Here is an 18,563-nt window from a genome sequence, read left to right as displayed (position 1 = left end):
CTGCCTTCAGCACCGCAAGCTCTTCGACGAGCACACCGCCTTCCCCGTCGAACTCGCCCCCGCAGCTTGACGTGTTGAGCGCCTGAGGTGTCTATCCTGCCGCACTCGACCTCCCGCATGCCCTCGTCGAGTGGGTCACGATGCTCATCGTCACCCGTGAGGGTGACCGACGGTGCAAACTCCCGCCGCACCAGCGGGCGCTCGTCGCTCTGGTGTACCTACGCCGCCACGACACCCTTACCCGGCTCGCCTCCGGCTTCGGGATATCCGTCGGCACCGCCCACGCGTATGTCGCCGCCGTGACCGCCCTGCTCGCCGAACGGGCCCCGGGCCTGCTCAAGACTCTGCGCGAGCATGATCCGGAGTTCGTCCTGCTGGACGGGACCCTCGCCGAGTGCGACCGCGTCGGCGACAGCCGGGCCGACTACTCGGCCAAGCACCGTCGGCACGGCGTGAACGTCCAGGTCGTCACCGACCCCGCCGGTAAGGTCCTGTGGATCTCGCCCGCGCTGCCGGGCCGCACCCACGACCTGACCGCAGCCCGCACCCACCGCATCATTCGGATCTGCGAACGCCAGGGCGTCCCGATCCTCGCCGACCGCGCCTACCAAGGCGCCGGCCCCTGGGTCACCACCGGACTCAAACGGCCACCGGGTGGTGAGCTCTCCCTCACCCAGCGCACCGTCAACCGGGCTCTGGCCGCGGCGAGAGCACCAGTCGAACGCGGCATGGCACGGCTGAAGTCCTGGCAGATCTTCCGCAGGTCCCGGATCAGCCCCAACCGCATGACCGTCATCGCCAAAGCTGTCCTCACCCTGGAGAGGCAACGCTGAAAACGCTCAGTGACGACGGCGAGCAACCCCCGCCGACGCGGGGACGACTTGAACCTGTACCGGGTGCGCCTGCCATTCATCGAGCAACCCCTGCGGACGCGGGGACGACCTGCTGGTGGAGCAACCCCCGCTCGCGTAGGGACGACGGCGAATCCTCCGATACGGCGCTGCGTCCACCCGAGCTACCCCCGCGGGCGCGGGGACGGACGACACTTGATGAGCTGGGACGATGTTAGCGGGACTACCCGTTTTCATTGACGTGAGTTGTGGTGCTGGACGCGGCACGCGCTGAACGCGCGGCAGTCATAAGTCGGTCGTGAGTCCACGAAAGGCGCCTTTACCAGGCTGCTGCTGGGGGTGGGCCGACGGCAAGCTCGGCGGCGCGCTCCCGGGACCCCTCGCGCGAGGACGACGGCGACCCACGCGGTGACGAGGACGTCGACCAGGAGCTACCGCCGCTCGCGCGGGAACGACCTTGACTCGATAGGCGCCGCGCAGCGCGACGTTGAGCAACCCCCGCTCGCGCGGGGACGACATGATGATGGCGAAGGCGAAGGTGGCCGACGACGAGCTACCCCCACTCGCGGAGACGACGTTCTCCAGCATCTCGCCGCCCACGGACAGGAACAGCCCCCGCGGGCGCGGGGACGACCCGGGGCCGACGTACTGGTAGACCTCGATCAGGGAGCAACCCCGCTCGCGCAGGGACGACCGGGCCGCGAGCTGCTGCGTAGTGCCCCGAACCGAGCAACCCCCGCACGTACGGGAACGACGGCGGGAGGCGGACAGGATCTCCGCCGCCGGGAGGGCAACCCCCGCCCGCGCGGGGACAACGTCGGCATGAACACCGATGCGAAAACCGCCCTGGAGCTACCCCCGCGGGCGCGGGGACGACACTTGATGAGCTGGGACGATGTTAGCGGTGCCGGCCGTTTTCATTGACGTGCGTTGTGTGCTGGACGCAGCAAGCGCTGAACGTGCGGCAGTTACCCACTCAGGCTGCGGGACTTCACCGTCGAGCACGCCGTTGACCCGTCCCCTACAGCGGCAGTCCCGGTGGGGACACCTGCCCGCGAAGACTGACGACCGACTATGGGGACACGCACCACGCGACGTCCAGATGCTGCCGCGCGGTGGGCACAGACCCAGAGCGCCGGCTCGTACCCCTTTTCCCGGGCCCGGGCCGACACCGCGTTCCAGAGTTCGAGAGGGCCTGGAGCAACAGGGTGGTGGCATCGTCGTGGTAGCCGTCGTGGTTGGGCTGGGTCGCGGCGACCAGCATGTCGGCGAGGGCTTGGAGGTCGGTGTCGTGCGTTGGGCACAGATCCTCCCCGCTGTTTCGGCGAGTTCGTCCAGGTCCCGGTCTTCTGCGCCACCCCGCACGGGCCTCACCTCGGGGCGCGGAAGCGACCAGCCGCCGCCGGCGGCGGATCATGCAGTAGGTGGAGCCAGGCCCGCAGGCGCGGGGACGACTTCTGCATGGCCTTGGTGATCGTGTGCGAGCAACCCCGCGGGCGCGGGGACGACGGAATCCGGCCCGGTAGCCGGTAGGGGGCCGGAGAGCAACCCCCGCGGACGCGGGGACGACCCAAGCCGGGTGGACGTCAGAAGCGGCTCGGGAGAGCAACCCCCGCTCGCGCGGGGACGACACTTCTTGAGCTGGGACGATGCTAGCCGAGGGAGCCGTTTTCATTCACGTCGATCGTGGTGCTGGGCGCAGAACGCGTGCCAGCCAACGCTGCTGCTGCTCGGGCCTCGGCGGGATGGGGACGGTCCCGGAGGCGGTGGAGCAGCTGGAGCCGGCGGGAGAACTGCCCCCGCGGACGCGAGGACGACTTGAAAGAGGGCACCGCTGCTGCAGCCCTCCGCAGACTACCCCGCTCGCGCGAGAACGACTGGCCCGTAGCGTGCTCGCCGGCACCGGCTTCCGGGTACCCCCCACTCGCGCGGGGACGACTGGGCGGGCGCCTTGGACGGCATGAACCTCAGCAAGCAACCCCCGTCGTGCGGGGATGAGTTGGCGATCGCCGCTGTCGTCGGCGCCGCTGCGGAGCAACCCCCGCTCGCGCGGGGACGACTGCATCGGGGTCGATGTCGATGTCCCGCACGTTGAGCAACCCCCGCTCGCGCGGGGACGACAGGCACTTCGTCCAGGACGCCGCCCCACCGGTGGAGCAACCCCCGCTCGCGCGGGGACGACACTTCTTGAGCTGGGACGATGCTAGCCGGGGGAGCTGTTTTCATTCACATTGATCGTGGTGCTGGGATGGAAGCGACCACAGAGGACTCGGCAGCCGACCCTACTGTCGCTCGGACCCTCGGCGGGCGCCAGGATGACGTCTGTGGCCGTGAAGCGGCCGGCCGGGGAGGAGTCGTGTTCACGGGCGGCCGCACTTTTCTCACACGGAGCCGTAATGGCAGCAGGGGGTTGAGGCGACCCGTGCGGCGCGTGCAGCAGCCCCGTTACGGCTGGGCGTGCGGATTCGCCGCACTGCGGGCCGCCGTGCCAGCAGAAGACGTACCGGCGCCACGGCCGCACGGCGCCCGGACACGCCCCTGCCCGAAACCGAGGCCTGGGCCGGGCTGACGCAGGCCGTACCGGCACCCGCCTCGAGGACGACACCCCGCGGCGAGGGAGCTCAGGCCTGATGCTGGAGCAACCCCTTGCGGACGCGGGGACGATCTCGCGGCCCGTGTGCGATCCGTCTGGTGAAGCCCAAGTTCCCTCGCGGCGCGGGGCCGACGTGCCGATCGGCGTGAACTGGTCCACGGGCGCCGAGCTGCTCCTGCGGGCGCAGGGACGACCGGTCATCCATCTCGTACGCTCACAGGAGCGCCTCGCGAGCTACCCCGCTCGCGCGGGGACGACCCGCTGGGGTACGTCCAGCCGAGCAGGATGTCGGAGCAACCCCCGCTCGCACGGGGACGACCCCGCCCGTCAGCACACCGAGAGGAACCGCATCGGGCACCTCGTGCCACTCGCCGTCCTCGCCGAGCACCTCCAGGCGCGCGGTCACTGGCCCCTCGCGATCTCGCAGCGCCCGGTCTCGGTGTGCTGCTCGGTGCAGGCCGGCCCGCAGTGCTGCGCCAGCTCGGCCGTCCATGCGGCGATATGCGCGTACTTGGCCTCGGTGGTGTGGCCGTCCCACAGGGCGCGGACGTCTAGGGCGTCGACGCGCTCGACGTGGGTGAGCAGGTCGGCGTCCCGGGGCGCGATGTGCCACGAGCACTGCTGGCCGCCGAGAGTGAGGTACACGATCTGCCAGCCGGGCTCGTCCACGTCCTGAGCGTTGGTGATGACGGCGCCGTCGGTCATCGCGGCGAGGAGGGCTACGAGGTGGGCGCGCTCGCGGTACGCACCATCGCGCTCGGCCTCGGCGTCGGTGAGGGCATCGCGGAGCCGCGAGCTACCCCCGCTCGCGCGGGGACGACGCGCAAGCCCGGCGCCTACCAGCGGATGCTGACCGACCCGGCCGAGCAACCTCCGCTCGCGCGGGGACGACGCCTCGGTGCTGTTCAGGCCCATCGCCTGGGCCGAGCAACCCCGCTCGCGCGGGGACGACGCGATCTCCCGGAAGAAGTCCGCGGTGTCGCACGAGCTACCCCCGCTCGCGGGGACGAAAACATGTTGACCTGCAGTGATATTAGCGAGTGACGCTCGTTTCCTGCGGGCGTATCGGCCGTTGGCGGCTCGCTCTCGGGGCGTTGTCAGTGCTGGCCTCTATGGTGCCGGTCATTGGTGAGCAGGGCTGGCGGTGGGAGGTCTGGTCGGTGGAGGACGGGCGGTCGGTCGTGGAGCTGATGCGGTCGTGGGGGGTGCCGGAGGAGACGGTGGTGCGGGTGTCGCGGCTGTGGGGGAAGTCTGCCGCGCGTAATGGTGGGCGGACGCATGTGCTGCTCGGTCATTTGCTGGATACGGCCGCTGTGGCGGGAGTGATGTGGGACCGGTATCTCGCGCCGTCGCTGCGTCGGCGTCTGGACGAGATCAGCGGGGGGCGGGGGCGGGCGTGGTTCATGTGGGTGTGCGCTATCCACGACTGCGGGAAGGCGTGTCCGGCGTTCCAGGGTCTGGATGCTGCTGAGGCTGTTCCTGTGCGTGCGGCTGGGCTGGCGTGGGGGCGGGTGCCGGCGGGGAAGCGGTGGCGGCATGACGTGGCGGGCGGGGCACTGCTGGAGGCGCGGTTACGTGAGGAGTGGGGGGACGCGGATGCTGTGGGGTGGGTGTGGCCCCTGGTGGCTGGCCACCACGGTGCGTTTCCGTCGGTGGACGCGTTGGAGCCGCCGTATCCGGATGCGCTGGGCAGGGGGCGGGCGTGGGCGGAGGTGCAGCGGGTGGTGGTGGATGTGGTCACTCGCGTGGTGGGTTTCGCTGATGTGGCGGCGGTGCGGCCGGTTTCGCCGTTGAGGAAGGCGGAGCAGTTGGCCTTGTCGGGGCTGATCGTGATGGCGGACTGGATCGCCAGTGACAACCAGAGTTTTCATGGGCTGGCGGATGCGGGTGGGGTGTCGCCGGCCGGTGCGTGGCGTCGGGCGGAGGTGGCGTGGCGGGGGCTTCGTTTCCGTGGTGGCTGGGGTGGTCTTGTGGTGCCGTCGTCGGCGTTGGTGCCGTTGTCGGGGCGTCTGGGTGTGGTGCCGCGTGCGTCGCAGCGGGAGCTGGTGGAGTGGGCGTGGTCGTTGCCGGTGCCGGGTTTGCTGGTGGTGGAGGCGCCGATGGGGGAGGGGAAGACGAAGGGGGCGCTGGCGGCGGCGGAGGTGCTGGCGGCGCGTTTTGGGCTTGATGGTGTGTTTGTGGCGATGCCGACGCAGGCGACGAGTGATCCGATGTACGAGCAGGTGTTGGAGTGGGTGCGTTCTTTCGATCCGGAGCTTGAGTCGCAGGTGGCGTTGCTGCACGGTAAGCGGCGTTCCAACCGGCTGTGGCGGGAGATCTGGGAGGAGGGCCGTCCGGCGGGTGCCGGGTCGGTCAGTCCGTGGGATGACTTCGGGGCGATCGACGAGGACGACGATTTGGGCTGGCCGGCCGGTAGGGGCGGCGGGGATGCTTGGGCTGAGCGCAGTGGGCCGCCGGTGTGGTTCCTGGGGTCGAAGCGGGGGCTGTTGGCGCCGTTCGTCGTGGGTACGGTCGATCACCTGCTGTATGCGGCGACGCGTACCCGGCATGTGATGCTGCGGTTCGCCGGTCTCATGGGCAAGGTCGTGATTGTGGACGAGGTGCATGCCGCCGACGTCTACATGCGGCGGTTCCTGCTGGAGGCGTTGCGGTGGCTGGGGCAGGCCGGGGTGCCGGTGGTGCTGCTGTCGGCGACGTTGCCCCCGGCGCAGCGGCAGGCGTTCGTGAATGCGTATCTGTCGGGGGCGGTGGGTTCGGCGGATGTGGATCAGCCGGTGCCCGAGCCGGCCGGGTATCCCTGCGTGAGCGCGGCGTGGGCTGTGGAGGGGCGGCCGGTGGTGAACAGCTCTCGTGCGGTGGTGCCGTCGTGGCGGGAGCCGGTGCCGACCCGTATCGAGTGGCTGGCGGACACGGAGGTGGACGGGGCGGTCGTGGTGGAGGCGGCGCGGAAGGCGGTGGCCGGGGGTGGAGTCGTCCTGGTCGTCGTCAACCAGGTGGACCGGGCGCAGGCCGTTTACCGGGGTCTGCGTGAGGGTGGTTTCGACGGGGTGCTGCATCTGCTGCATGGGCGGTTGTGTACCGCTCACCGTGCGGAGCGGACGGAGGAGTGTCTGCGGGCCATGGGGCCTGGGGCGGGTGATGCGCGGCCTGAGCGGATGGTGGTGATCGCGACGCAGTTGGCCGAGCAGTCCTTCGACGTGGATGCGGATGTGCTGATCACGGATCTGGCCCCGGTGGATCTGCTGCTGCAGCGGATCGGCCGGCTTCACCGGCATGCGGGGACGCGCCGTCCGGCCGTTCATGCGGTGCCGCGGGTCCTGGTGACCGGCGTGGCCGCCGGGACATCCGGGAAGCCGTGGTTCCTGCCTGCGTCGGAGAAGATCTACGGGCTGTGGCCTTTGTTGCGTGCGGCGGCGCTGGTCGCCGAAGTCGCCGGCCCGCTGCCGGGTGCCGGTGCCGCTGAGGGCACCGGTTCGGGCACCTGGAGTATCCCGGTGGATGTGCCTGGTCTGGTGGCGCGGGCGTACGGGGACGAGGACGTCTGCCCGAAGGAGTGGGACGAGCCGTCCGCCCGCGTCGCCTGGCGGGCGACGGAGGAGAAACGCCGGTCGCACGCGGAGGAGTTGTTGCTGACCCGGCCTCGTGAGTGGGGGACGGCGACCCTGGAGGGGCTGCACTACGGGGGCGGCAGCGCTGTTGCCGAAGAGGATCTGGATGCGGTGGTGCGCGATGGCGATCGTAGCGTCGAGGTTGTCATCGTGCGCCGCGTCACGGGCGGTTACACGGCGTGGGACGGGACGCGGCTCGGTGTGCACGGGGACGTGCCGGACGAGGCGGTGGAAGAGCGGCTGCTGGGCGGCAGCGTCCGCTTGCCGGTCGGGCTGTCGGCGGAAGCTGAGCAGCTGAAGCCGCTTCCGGGGTGGGCGGATCACCCGTGGCTGCGTTACGCCCCCGCTCTGGTGCTGGAGGACGGGTGGGCGGACCTGGGCGGCGCCCGCGTCTCCTACGACGACCTTGAGGGACTGCTGGTCAAGCGGGCCTGAGGGTGACGAGCGAGCGTTTCACGTGACGCCGGGTGCCCTGCAAGCGGGGCGTTGCGATGCCTGAGTGGAACGCCGTGATGGTGCCGGGTCCGGCGAGTGCGGCCCGTACTGACAGTTCGCTCGCCCGTTCACTTGAAGCACCAATGTTCACTCTTTTTCGCCATAAATCTCAAGAAACCACGCGAACCGCCTTCGGTCTGTGCCACGGTGGTCCTCCACACGAGGCAGCCAACTCGCGCTCTGTTACGGGGAGTTGGCTTGTGTACGGGAGGGGATCATGGGGCCGGACGAGGATCTGGTCAGGGGAGCCTGGCTGCCTGTCGTCGGCGTGGAGGACGGGCGGCGGGAGACCGGCCTGCTGGACGTGCTGTTGGGTGCGGACGCTGTCCGGCGGCTGGATCTGCCGGTGCCGACGATGCTGCCGGCCGTGCTGCGTCAGGTGTTGCTGCCCGTCGTGTTCGACGCGCTGGGGTTACCGCGGACGCGTGGGGAATGGGGCGAACGGTTCGCGCAGGGCGGCTTCTCGGACCAGGAGAAGGAAAAGCTCGCCGACTACCTCGGTCCCCGGTACGGGAACCGGTTCCGGCTCTTCTCCGAACGGCCCTTCGCTCAGGTGGCGGGTCTGTCGGCGCTCAACGGTGAGACCAAGCCGTCCACGCTGCTGATCCCGTCGGTGGCTTCGGGCAACAACGTGCCGCTGTTCAGCGCCCTGAGTGAGGCCGATCACCTGGACCTGGTGCCCGGGCAGGCGGCGCTGTGGCTGCTGCACACGCACTGCTGGGACACCGCGGCCATCAAGACGGGGGCGGTCGGTGACGGGCAGGCCAAGAACGGCAAGACGACGGGCAATCCGACCGGGCCGCTGGGCCAGTTCGGCGTGATCATGCCGACCGGCCGGACCTTGTACGAGACGCTGCTGCTGAACACGCCTGTGCGGGCTGACGGGCTGGCTGCGGGTGACCGCCCGCAGTGGGCGTGGGACGAGCGCCCGGACTCCTCCGCCGCGAAGTCGCCGGCCGGCCCCGAGTGGTCGGTGCGCCCCGCTGGGGGCCTGCTTGATCTGCTCACCTTCCAGGCCCGCCGGATCCGGCTGATTCCGGCCGAGACCGAGAACGGGCCGCGCGTGCGTCAGGTGGTCGTGTGCGCCGGGGACCGGCTCGCCCTGACGCCGCAGGAGGAGCCGCACACGGCCTGGAACCACACGGCCAAGCCGAAGGCGGGCCAGCCGGCCCGGCGTCCGCGCCGGCATACCCCGGGCCGTGCCGCGTGGCAGGGCCTCGGGGCGCTGCTGGCACTGGCGCTGCCAGTGGACGGCGACGGGGTGTACACCTCGGAGCTGTTGCGGCAGACGGGTGCCCTGCGCCGGGAACGTCGGCTGCCCGGCGACTTCGCGCTGACGGTTGAGGTCTGCGGTCTGGAGTACGGCAACCAGTCCGCTGTGGTGGAGAACGCGGTCGCCGACAGCATTCCGCTGCCGGTGGCGGCCCTCCTCGCCGACGACGACTGGCTGCGCGTGGCCGTCCTGGAGTGTGTGGAGCAGGCCGACCGGGTCGCACGAGCGCTGGACGGTCTCCACGCCGATCTGCGGCGGGCCAGTGGCGGGGAGCCGCTGCCGCGGGACAAGGGGGAGCGGCCCTCGGCCCGGTTCCTGCACGCGGTCGACGGCAGGATGCGGCGGCTGCTCGCAGGTCTGCGGACCATCGGTGAGGACTACGACATGCTGGAGCGGGCTCAGGAGGCGTGGGAGGTCACGCTGCGGCGGGCGGCTCTGCGGGAGGCGGAGGGTCTGCTGGCGGCCGTGCCGCCCCGCGCTGTGGTCGGGCGGACCGAGAAGGTGAACGGCAAGGAGGTCGTCTTCCGCAGCGGCAAGGCGGCCGGGCTGTTCCACAAGAAGCTCGGTGACATCCTCACCCGGTTCGCCGATGCCGTACCGGCCGAGGGGGAGGCGGCATGAAGACGACGAGGACGACGGCCGGCCGGACCTACCGGGCGTACTTCTGGGAAGAGGTCACCAGCGAGTGGGGCGCGCCGGCCGAACAGCGGAGCGCGGCCCGGTCTCGGCCTTGGGCGGGGGCGGAGCGGGGTCTGCGTGCCTTGCGGGACGGTCTGGGCCGTGAGCCGGGCACCGTCGCCGGGATGCGGTACCTGCACCGGGTGGAACTCACCGACGCCGCGCGCGGGGCGGACGGGCTGCCCCGCGCCTACCTGGCCGAGCACGCCGCCCTGACCCTGTTCGGCCTGCACCAGAGCGGCATGGCGCGGTCGGCGCACCGGCCGGGTGCCGGCCTGGGCACGGCGTGCCGTGCCCTGCGGGCCCAGCTCGCGGCCGACGCCGCGGCGGGCTCCGGGCGCCGGTTGACGCTCGCCGACGAGCACCGTGTCGCGGCTGCGGTCACCCGGCGGCTGACGGCCGCCGCGACCGCCCTGGACCTGGACGAACTGGTCCACCACCTGCGCGGCCTGGTGCCTTTGCTGCGCCAGGCGGACATCGGCCTGGACTACACGCGGCTGCACCGTGACCTGTGCGACTGGCTGACGCCGCACCACGGCCGGGTGCTGCGCGCCTGGGGCCTGCAGTACACCGCTCCCCTGACGCCGGAGGGGGAAGCCCAGGCGGCCGGGCGGGATGCGGAGGGGTGGTACTGGGCCGGGTTCGACCCGAAGCGTGCCGAGGCGGGTGCCGAACTGGCGGCAGTGCGCTCCGGGCTGGGCCGGGAGGCCGGTACGGTGCCTGCCCTGTGGACCTTCTACCGCACCCGGATGGGCAGTGAGCTGCGCGCCAAGGGTGCTCTGACCCGGGACCTGAGCGCGGAGCACGCGGTGCTGGCCCTGTTCGGCCTGCACCAGCAGGGCCGGAGCAGGGTCATGCACGCTCCCGGGGTCAGTCCCGGAACCGCGTGCCGGCTCCTCCTCGCCCGCAACAACGGGGACCGGACAGCGCTGGAGAACCGCCTCGGCGCGCTGCTCACCTCCCTCGACTCCGGTGAGCTGGGCCATCAGCTGCGCAGTCTCGTGCCCCTGCTGCGGCAGGCCGACATCGGCCTGGACTACACCCTCGTGCGCAGGGCGTTGCGTGACTGGGACGACCCCAAGCGGCCACAGGCACAGTCCCGCCTGCGCAGTGGATGGGACCGCGACTTCCGCCGCGAGGCCGCACAGCCCTGAACCGCTGCGTCCCGGTCCTGACAGCACCGGCCGCCGACGCGGGCACTCGTGCTTCCTGTTCTCGCACCTTCCAGGCGTGGCCGCTGGCCTTCGCCCCGGCTTCCCGTGCCGCCGCCAGGGTGCGGCACTCACCTTGCCAAGGAGCTCCTCATGTCTCAGCCCAACCTGTTCGTCGAGGTCCACATCCTGCAGAGCGTCCCGCCGTCCAACATCAACCGGGATGACTCCGGCACCCCGAAGCAGGCCCTCTACGGCGGTGCCCGGCGGGCCCGCGTCTCCTCCCAGGCGTGGAAGCGCGCCACCCGGATCGAGTTCGCCGCCTCCGAGCCGTCCGCCGACCGCGCGACCCGTACCAAGCGGATCGCCGCCCTGCTCGCCGAGCGCCTCGCCCGGCCCGAGAGCGACGGTGGTGCCGGCCTCGAGGCCGCCCAGGCCGACCGCCTGGCGGCCGCGCTGCTGGAACCGCTGGGTATCAAGAAGTCGGCCAAGAAGGAGGAGCAGTCCGCTTACCTGCTCTTCTTCGGCAAGCGCCAGCTGGATGACCTTGTCCGTCTGCTCGGCGGGCGGGCCGCGCAGCTGGCGGCGCTGCCCGACAAGGAGCTGCAGGAGGAGGCCGGCAAGCTGCCCGTGGTCTCCGCCCTGGCGACCGGGCATCCCGCGGAGGTCGCTCTCTTCGGCCGGATGGTCGCCGACCTGAAGGACCTGAACGTCGACGCCGCCGTCCAGGTCGCGCACGCCCTGTCCACCCACGCGGTGCGCACCGAGTTCGACTACTACACCGCCGTCGACGACGAGAACACCGACGACAACGGGGCCGGCATGATCGGCACCGTGGAGTTCAACTCCTCCACCCTCTACCGCTACGCCGTCCTCGGCGCCCACCAGCTGCGCGACAACCTCACCTCGGCCGAGGCCACCCGCGACGCCACCGTCCGGTTCATCGACGCCTTCACCCGGTCCATGCCCGCCGGCCACCAGAACTCCTTCGCCCACCGCACCCTGCCCCACCTGGTCCTGGTCACCGTCCGCACCGACCAGCCCGTCAATCTCGTCTCGGCCTTCGAAGAACCCGTCACCGGGAACCAGGGCCTGGCCGCCGAGTCCGCCACCGCCCTGGCCGCCGAGTTCCGGACGGTCGGCGAGACCTGGGGCACCGTGCCCCTGCGGACCCTGGCCACGTACGCGCTCGAAGGCGACAAGCTCACCGACGCCTTCGGCCCGTCGCTGCCCTTCCAGACCCTCCTCGACGAGGTCGGCGGCCTGGTCGGCGCCTGGCTGGCCGACGGTGAGATCCCCGCTCAGCGGGTGCAGGCCAAGGAAGAGGCCGTTCAGCGATGAGTGAGATGGCCGTGCTCGCCCTGCGGCTGGCCGCCCCCCTGCAGTCCTGGGGCGGCCCCTCCCGCTACAACCGCCGCGACTCCCGCCCCGAGCCCACCAAGTCCGGCGTCCTGGGCCTGCTCGCGGCAGCCGAGGGCCGCCGCCGCGAAGCCTCCCTGACCGACCTGCTCGGGCTGCGCCTGGGCGTACGCGTCGACCAGCCCGGCACGCTGCTGCGCGACTACCACACCGTCAGCGACCACCGCGGTCTTCCCCTGCCGGCCGCCAAGGTCGACGCGAAGGGTATGCAGAAGAAGACCGGCCCGGCCAAGTACACCGGTGTCACCCAGCGCTACTACCTCCAGGACGCGGTCTTCACCGCCGTCCTGCGCGGCCCCGCCGCACTCCTGGAGCAACTCGAACACGCCGTACGCCACCCGGTCTTCCCGCTGTCGCTGGGACGCCGGTCCTGCCCGCCGACCGGACCGGTAACTCTCGGCCTGCACCCCGACGCCGAACTCGCACAGGCCCTCACCCACGTGCCCTGGCAGGCCTCCGCGCACCACCGCGCCCGCTTCCGGGGGCCCAAGGTCACGCTGGAAGCCACCGTCGAGGACCCGGCCGGCGACCTGACGGCAGCGGATGTCCCCGACACCTACGACCTGAAGACCGGCACCGTCTTCGGCCAGCGCACCGTCCGGCACCTGTGGATCAACCTGCCCACCGGCCAGGCCACGAACGACCAGGCCGACAACCGCGCCGACCGGACAGACCCCGGCCACGACCCCTTCGCTCTCCTGGGCTGGTGACCCCTTGCCGTACCTGTCGAAAATCGCCCTCAACCCCCGCCGCCGGGCAGCCGTCTCCCTGCTGGCCAACCCCCACAAGCTGCACGCCGCCGTCCTGGGCGGCCTCGCCGTCCAGCCCGTCACCGAACGCGTGCTGTGGCGCCTGGAAAACAGCACCCCGCACCGCGCCGAGATCCTCGTCCTCACCGAGAACCGGCCCTCCTGGCAGCACCTGGTGGAACAAGCCGGCTGGCCGGACGCCGACGGAGCCGAACCACTCATCGCCGACTACACCCCCCTGCTGCAACGCCTCACCCGCGGTCGCGAGTTCGCCTTCCGGCTCACCGCCAACCCCGTCCAGACCGTGCAGCGCCCCGACAAACCCAGCGAACAGCAGACCCAGCGCCTCAAGGCCCTTGCCGACACACCCGAAAAGCGGCGCGGCTTCCGCGTCGCACACCGCACCGCCGCACAGCAGCTCGCCTGGCTGCTCGCCCGCACCGAACGCCACGGCTTCACCATCCCCGCCGCCCACACCGGCCCCGCCATCGACCTGGAAACCCCCGCCCCCGCCCGGCCGTCCGCCGAGCCGGCACCCGCCGTCTCCCTCATCGCCCGGGACACCCTGCGCTTCGCCAAGAGCAGCGACGGCCCCCGCATCACCCTCTCCAGCGCCACCTTCCAGGGAAGACTCCGCGTCACGGACCCCGAGGCACTGCGGGCCACCCTGCTGGGCGGCATCGGCCCCTCCAAGGGCTACGGACAAGGCCTGCTCACCCTCGCCCCGCTCCCACCGGAGGCACCCCGTGCCTGAACCCTGGTGGCGCACCGGCCCCCAAGACGTCCACAGGATCGAGGACCGGGTCTCCAGCCTGTACGTCGAACGCTGCCACATCGACCGGGACGACAACGCCATCGTCCTGATCAACAAAGCCCGCATCGTCCACGTACCGGCCGCCTACCTCGCCGTGCTCCTCATCGGCCCCGGCAGCCGCATCACCCACGCCGCCATCACCCTGCTCGCGGACTCCGCCACCTCGGTGTGCTGGGTCGGCGAACAAGGCGTCCGCCTGTACGCCTCCGGGCTCAGCACAGCCCGAGGCTCACAGCTCCAACTGCGGCAGGCATGGCTCGCCACCCGGCCCAAGGAACGGGTCGCCGTGGCACGGCGTATGTACGACCTGCGCTTCCCCGGCGAAGACACCTCCGCGCTCACCCTCCAGCAACTCCGCGGACGCGAAGGCACCCGAGTCCGAAGACTCTATGCACAGCACTCAGAACGCACCGGCGTCCCCTGGACCAAACGCGAGTACAAGGCCGGAGACGCCTTCGCCGCCGGCGACGACGTCAACCGCCTGCTGTCCGCCGCCAACTCGGCCCTCTACGGCATCTGCCACGCGGTCATCACCGGCATCGGCGCCAGCCCCGCCCTCGGCTTCGTCCACACCGGATCCGCCCTGTCGTTCGTCCTGGACATCGCCGACCTCTACAAAGCCGAGTTCACCATCCCCCTCGCCTTCGACCTCACCGCCAACGGCCTCACCACAGAACGCGACGCCCGCACAGCCCTCCGCGACGCCGTTGTCGAGCACAAACTCCTCGCCCGCATCGTCACCGACATCAAACAACTCCTCGTACCCGACGGAGGCCACCTGCCCGAGACCGAGTCCTCAGGCCTGTGGGACGAAGGCGAAACCGTGGTCAGCGCCGGCCGAAACTGGAGCGACCCCTTCAGCACGGACCATCACATCGATGTCATCCCGCCCACCCCGGAAAAGGAAGACGACAAAGAACGGGGAGCGACCGAATGAGCTCGGGCACCACGGTCGTGATCCTGATCGCGGCGCCACCAGGCCTTCGCGGCCACCTCACCCGCTGGTTCGTCGAAGCAGCACCAGGCGTCTACATCGGCACGCCCAACACCCGTATCCGCGACCGCCTGTGGAACCTTCTCGCTGACCGCGTAGGCAACGGCCAAGCCGTCATGATCGAACCCGTCCAAACCGAGCAGGGCTGGGCAGTACGTACCGCCGGCCGCGAACGCTGGACACCCGTCGACTTCGACGGCCTCACCCTTATCGCTCGCCCCCGGGGAGACGGCAGCCGCTCCTCACCCCCCGGAAACGAGGTGAAGCAAAACCGGCCTCCCCCCTGACAAACCTGCAGGTCAGCAAGTGTCGTCCCCGCGCCCGTGGGGGTCGCTCCTGGCTCGTCGACCAGGCCCTCAACGCCCAGCGGTCGTCCCCGCGCCCGTGGGGGTCGCTCGCACCGGCCGGCGCAGGGCGGCATCGCCGCGACGTCGTCCCCGCGCCCGTGGGGGTCGCTCTCAGATTCCCCGGCTGCTGGCCGTAGCTAACGCGTCGTCCCCGCGCCCGTGGGGGTCGCTCGGCCGGCATCATCTTCAAGGAGGGCGCCGCAGGGTCGTCCCCGCGCCCGTGGGGGTCGCTCTCCGACCAGTCGTAGTCGAGCAGGTGGTGCTCGGTCGTCCCCGCGCCCGTGGGGGTCGCTCGGACTGGGACCTCCCCGCCCTCCCCGCCGACTGGTCGTCCCCGCGCCCGTGGGGGTCGCTCCCGCCAGCCGTGCGGGGTGAGGATGTCGGCCCAGGTCGTCCCCGCGCCCGTGGGGGTCGCTCGATCGACGGCCTCAAGGCGCAGATCGAACCCGAGTCGTCCCCGCGCCCGTTGGGGTCGCTCTCCGCTGCCGGGCTCGCACTGACCTACCCCTGGGTCGTCCCCGCGCCCGTGGGGGTCGCTCCGAGGAGCGCTGCCAGTTCGCCGTTCGCACGTCGTCGTCCCCGCGCCCGTGGGGGTCGCTCCATCGCGAGCGACGCCGTGGGCCTCAGCTCGTCGTCGTCCCCGCGCCCGTGGGGGTCGCTCCGCTGGACGAGGTCGGCGAGGGCCCGCAGCGCCGTCGTCCCCGCGCCCGTGGGGGTCGCTCTCCAGACGGGATCACCCGAAGATTTTCGGGCCAGTCGTCCCCGCGCCCGTGGGGGTCGCTCGCCACGAGGCAGGGCACAGAACCATTCGATACCGTCGTCCCCGCGGCCGTGGGGGTCGCTCCACAACAGGGCGCCGAACTGGCCCGCGCCGCTCTGCTCCACGCCCGGATGACCCCGCCGCGCACGCGCTGAGACAGACGCTTCAGGGGGGCGGCCTCGCGGCGAGGCCGCCCCCCTGCGGCATATCGGCGCGGGCACCACCGGTACTATGGGTACGGGTACGTACCCGTACCCTATTTCCGTGGTGGAGGGAAGCCGCTGATGTCCGACGCCAACGTCCGCATCCCCGAGGAAGCCCGTGACCGACTCGCGGCCATAGCGGCGGCGGAGGGCATGTCGCTGCGCGCCTACCTGGCCCGCCTCGCCGACACCCTGCTCACCCCGGACGAGCGGGCCGCGCGGGCCGAGCAGGCCCGGGCCGCGCTGAAGAAGTGGAACGGCTACGCGCCGACCCCCGCCGAGGAACAGGACCTCGACAGCGAGCTGGACCGCCGCCTGGCCCAGGCGGCCGCCCGGTGAGCGACGCCATGCACATCGTCCTGGACGACACCGCGATGGCCGCAGCCGGCCAGGGCAACGTTCTCGCCTCCCGCCTCATCCACCGCGCCCACACCCAGGCCGGCTGGTATTTGTACGCCCCCGCATGCGCGCTCGTCGAAGCCGACCGGGCCCGGCCGGGCACGGCGGAGCACCTGGCCGCGCTACCGGGCATCACCGTGCTCGACCTGGACCTCCCGGCCGCTCTGGCCGTAGCCGGGCACGAAACCTGGGCGGCCGCGCACTGCCAGTACGCGGCCCAGCCGACCCCGGACCGCCCGGACGGGGCGATCATCGCCACCACCGCCCCCGACCGGTGGATCGGCGAGCCGGTCCGCGTCCTCGACCTGACACCCTGACACGACCGCCGAATCAACCGCCGGCCCCAGCAGGCCGCCGGCGGCGAGAGCAGGGGAGAACACGGGTGCGCCCGGCCGCAGGCAGGCGGAAGCGGGCCGGGCGCACCGAGAAAAAGGAGTGGGGATCAACGTGAGGACGTTGCTGACTCCGGCGGCGTAGAGGGTGGCACCAGTGACCGGCCGGCCGAGTCCCTTCCGCCGGAGCAGCTTGGGCTATTCGCCTCGCTTTCCGTCCTTCTCCTGTGTATCCGACAGCCATCGGTAGAAGGTGCTCGGGCTGATACGGGTGAGCTGCTGGGCTCGCGAGCGCGGGGCGCCGAGCCGGTCGGCCTCCAGTGCCGCCGCCTGGATCGCCGGCAATAGAGCCTTGGCCTGCTCTAGCAGGTCCTGGCCGCGGCCCGGGAGGCGGTGAAGGAGAACGGCGGCACCCGGGCCGCGACAGCGCAGCGGCGCACCGGCACGGTCGTGCGCCGTGACGGCCGTGAGCCGCTTCCGCTGAGCGCGGCGATCACGATGATGATGACCGAGCGCGGCATGGTCCTGCCGGCCGCCGGCGGCAGCGTCCTCGCCCGGTTCGACGACATCCTCGCCGCGGCCGCACCCGAACTCGCCGGGCACGTCCAGGCGGTGAAGTCCCACGTACTTGCCCTTGTCGTCGTGGGCGGTGACATCGGCGGCGACGGTGATGGACCAGTAGCCTGGTTGAACCTCGCGGGACACGATCACGTAGTGCGGGCACGCGTGGAGGGGCAGGCCCTGCCCTGCAGGTCATCTGTCAGCTGTCGGTCGGTTGCAGCGCCCCCACCTCGATAGCACACGCATGCTCTATCGCGACGACCGAAGCCTGGCGGGCAGTGACGTCCGGCGTGCCGGCGTCCGTTTCGGCGTCGAGGGAGTGCGCGTACGTCCGCAGGGCGGAGGCGTCCGCCGGTTTCGAGGCCATCGCGGCGAGGTCGGTGAGGACGGACGCCAGCTCGTCGGGCGTGTAACGGCTGTCCTCGGACACCGCGAGCGGCGAGGCCACCGAGCAGAAGGACTCCGCGGGCTCCCGCGCCTGCGCGGGTCGTGTGGCTTTGGGATCGGGTTTCGCGCTGCGCAGGACCTGCTCGACCTCGGCGGCAGTCTTCCCGGCGGTCCGCAGGGCCACGGGATCCTCCTCACCGGACACGCGCTGCCGCTCAAACGCCGAACGGTAGGCGTCGGCCGTGATGTCGCCGCCCTCGAACTCGCCCTCGCCGACGCGCCCCTGGTCGTACGGCAGGACAGCGCCCGATCCCAGCGGCGCCCACACGCCGTCCGCGTAACGTGCGAACGTGATCACGTAAGTGTGGCCGACCTCCAGTCGCGACGCGTCCTGTGAGGCCACACGGACCCGGGCACCGTCCTTGAGCTGCCATCCATCGACGGTGACCGAAAGGGCGCCGGGAAGAGTCGGAGCTGCGGGCCGGCCCCACACTCGGTCTGTGACGCGCAGGTCGACCGTCCGCGGCATGTATGCCTCGCCGCCGGCGTCCTCGTCGTCCGTCACGGGGTCGGGCTGCTCGTGTTCCGCCAGCACGCGCACGACGGCGACCTGGTCGCCGTACGACACCCAGTCGGTCGCGGAGCGGGAGGGGACACCCTCCTTCGTCCCGGTGAAGTGGACCTGCCTGGTGGTGCGCTCCGCATCGGCGGTCCCGTCGGCGCCGGTCCGATCGGCGTCGTGCGACGACACCAGGGCGACGGATCCGGCGAGGGCCGCGGCCAGCACAGCCCCTGTGATCTTCGTACGCGTGGTCAGGGCCACGAGGATCCTCCTTGTTCGGTTGAACGGTCGCGGTGGCGCCCTCGTTTCGGGCCGCCGCTACTGTGACGCTGCGGGAGTCCCGTTCGTTCATGCGGCTGCGGTGGGTCCGAGCACTCGGACCCACCG

At 71.4% G+C, this 18,563-nt stretch carries 14 protein-coding genes and 1 CRISPR repeat array; of the genes, 11 read left to right on the top strand and 3 right to left on the bottom strand.

Annotated features, from left to right (window positions below; all coding sequences use genetic code 11):
- Positions 1–140: 140 nt before the first annotated feature.
- Positions 141–833: a transposase gene (locus tag ACZ4W9_RS29405; protein ID WP_467940881.1), complete on the top strand. Its 693-nt coding sequence runs from the start codon at positions 141–143 to the stop codon at positions 831–833.
- A gap of 3,013 nt (positions 834–3,846) precedes the next feature.
- On the opposite strand, the gene ACZ4W9_RS29400 is transcribed toward ACZ4W9_RS29405, so the two are convergent.
- Positions 3,847–4,359 (bottom strand): hypothetical protein, encoded by a 513-nt coding sequence (locus tag ACZ4W9_RS29400; RefSeq protein WP_467940879.1) that lies wholly within the window; start codon positions 4,357–4,359, stop codon positions 3,847–3,849.
- Positions 4,360–4,484: 125 nt separating this feature from the next.
- Here ACZ4W9_RS29400 and cas3 point away from each other — a divergent pair, with 125 nt between their 5' ends.
- The 10 genes from cas3 to ACZ4W9_RS29350 all read left to right on the top strand — a co-directional run bounded on the left by cas3 (position 4,485) and on the right by ACZ4W9_RS29350 (position 16,651).
- Positions 4,485–7,487 carry a CRISPR-associated helicase Cas3' gene (gene cas3 / locus ACZ4W9_RS29395; protein ID WP_467940877.1) on the top strand — a complete coding sequence of 1,001 codons (3,003 nt, stop codon included), beginning with the start codon at positions 4,485–4,487 and terminating at the stop codon, positions 7,485–7,487.
- Between the two features lie 277 nt (positions 7,488–7,764).
- A complete protein-coding gene (gene casA, locus ACZ4W9_RS29390; RefSeq protein WP_467940875.1) occupies positions 7,765–9,441 on the top strand; it encodes a type I-E CRISPR-associated protein Cse1/CasA in 1,677 nt (558 codons plus the stop codon).
- Positions 9,438–10,652 carry a type I-E CRISPR-associated protein Cse2/CasB gene (gene casB, locus ACZ4W9_RS29385; RefSeq protein WP_467940873.1) on the top strand — a complete coding sequence of 405 codons (1,215 nt, stop codon included), beginning with the start codon at positions 9,438–9,440 and terminating at the stop codon, positions 10,650–10,652. Before casA ends, casB begins: the two co-directional genes overlap by 4 nt.
- Positions 10,653–10,802: 150 nt before the next feature.
- A complete protein-coding gene (gene cas7e / locus ACZ4W9_RS29380) occupies positions 10,803–11,990 on the top strand; it encodes a type I-E CRISPR-associated protein Cas7/Cse4/CasC (protein WP_467940871.1) in 1,188 nt (395 codons plus the stop codon).
- Complete coding sequence (gene cas5e / locus ACZ4W9_RS29375) at positions 11,987–12,778, top strand: type I-E CRISPR-associated protein Cas5/CasD (RefSeq protein WP_467940869.1); 792 nt, start codon at positions 11,987–11,989, stop codon at positions 12,776–12,778. The genes cas7e and cas5e overlap by 4 nt, the downstream gene beginning before the upstream one ends.
- A gap of 4 nt (positions 12,779–12,782) precedes the next feature.
- The gene (gene cas6e / locus ACZ4W9_RS29370; protein ID WP_467940867.1) at positions 12,783–13,571 is read left to right on the top strand and encodes a type I-E CRISPR-associated protein Cas6/Cse3/CasE; all 789 of its coding nucleotides are present in this window, start codon (positions 12,783–12,785) and stop codon (positions 13,569–13,571) included.
- Positions 13,564–14,568 (top strand): type I-E CRISPR-associated endonuclease Cas1e, encoded by a 1,005-nt coding sequence (cas1e, locus tag ACZ4W9_RS29365; protein WP_467940865.1) that lies wholly within the window; start codon positions 13,564–13,566, stop codon positions 14,566–14,568. The genes cas6e and cas1e overlap by 8 nt, the downstream gene beginning before the upstream one ends.
- On the top strand, positions 14,565–14,912 hold the full coding sequence (gene cas2e, locus ACZ4W9_RS29360; RefSeq protein ID WP_467940863.1) for a type I-E CRISPR-associated endoribonuclease Cas2e: 348 nt from the start codon (positions 14,565–14,567) through the stop codon (positions 14,910–14,912). Before cas1e ends, cas2e begins: the two co-directional genes overlap by 4 nt.
- Before the next feature lie 21 nt (positions 14,913–14,933).
- A CRISPR array of direct repeats spans positions 14,934–15,816; the repeat unit is 28 nt; unit sequence GTCGTCCCCGCGCCCGTGGGGGTCGCTC.
- A gap of 200 nt (positions 15,817–16,016) precedes the next feature.
- On the top strand, positions 16,017–16,274 hold the full coding sequence (locus tag ACZ4W9_RS29355; protein ID WP_467940861.1) for a hypothetical protein: 258 nt from the start codon (positions 16,017–16,019) through the stop codon (positions 16,272–16,274).
- 8 nt (positions 16,275–16,282) lie between these two features.
- Complete coding sequence (locus tag ACZ4W9_RS29350; protein ID WP_467940893.1) at positions 16,283–16,651, top strand: PIN domain-containing protein; 369 nt, start codon at positions 16,283–16,285, stop codon at positions 16,649–16,651.
- Between the two features lie 213 nt (positions 16,652–16,864).
- Here the strand turns inward: ACZ4W9_RS29350 and ACZ4W9_RS29345 are convergent, their stop codons facing one another.
- The gene (locus tag ACZ4W9_RS29345; RefSeq protein ID WP_467940860.1) at positions 16,865–17,371 is read right to left on the bottom strand and encodes a hypothetical protein; all 507 of its coding nucleotides are present in this window, start codon (positions 17,369–17,371) and stop codon (positions 16,865–16,867) included.
- A gap of 55 nt (positions 17,372–17,426) precedes the next feature.
- Positions 17,427–18,437, bottom strand: a complete 1,011-nt coding sequence (locus tag ACZ4W9_RS29340) for a hypothetical protein (protein ID WP_467940858.1) — start codon at positions 18,435–18,437, stop codon at positions 17,427–17,429.
- Between the last annotated feature and the right edge of the window lie 126 nt (positions 18,438–18,563).

The organism is Streptomyces sp. NPDC029296 (assembly GCF_055569255.1).
Note: the sequence above shows the minus strand (reverse complement) of the source record. Positions and strands in the feature narration are given on the sequence as shown.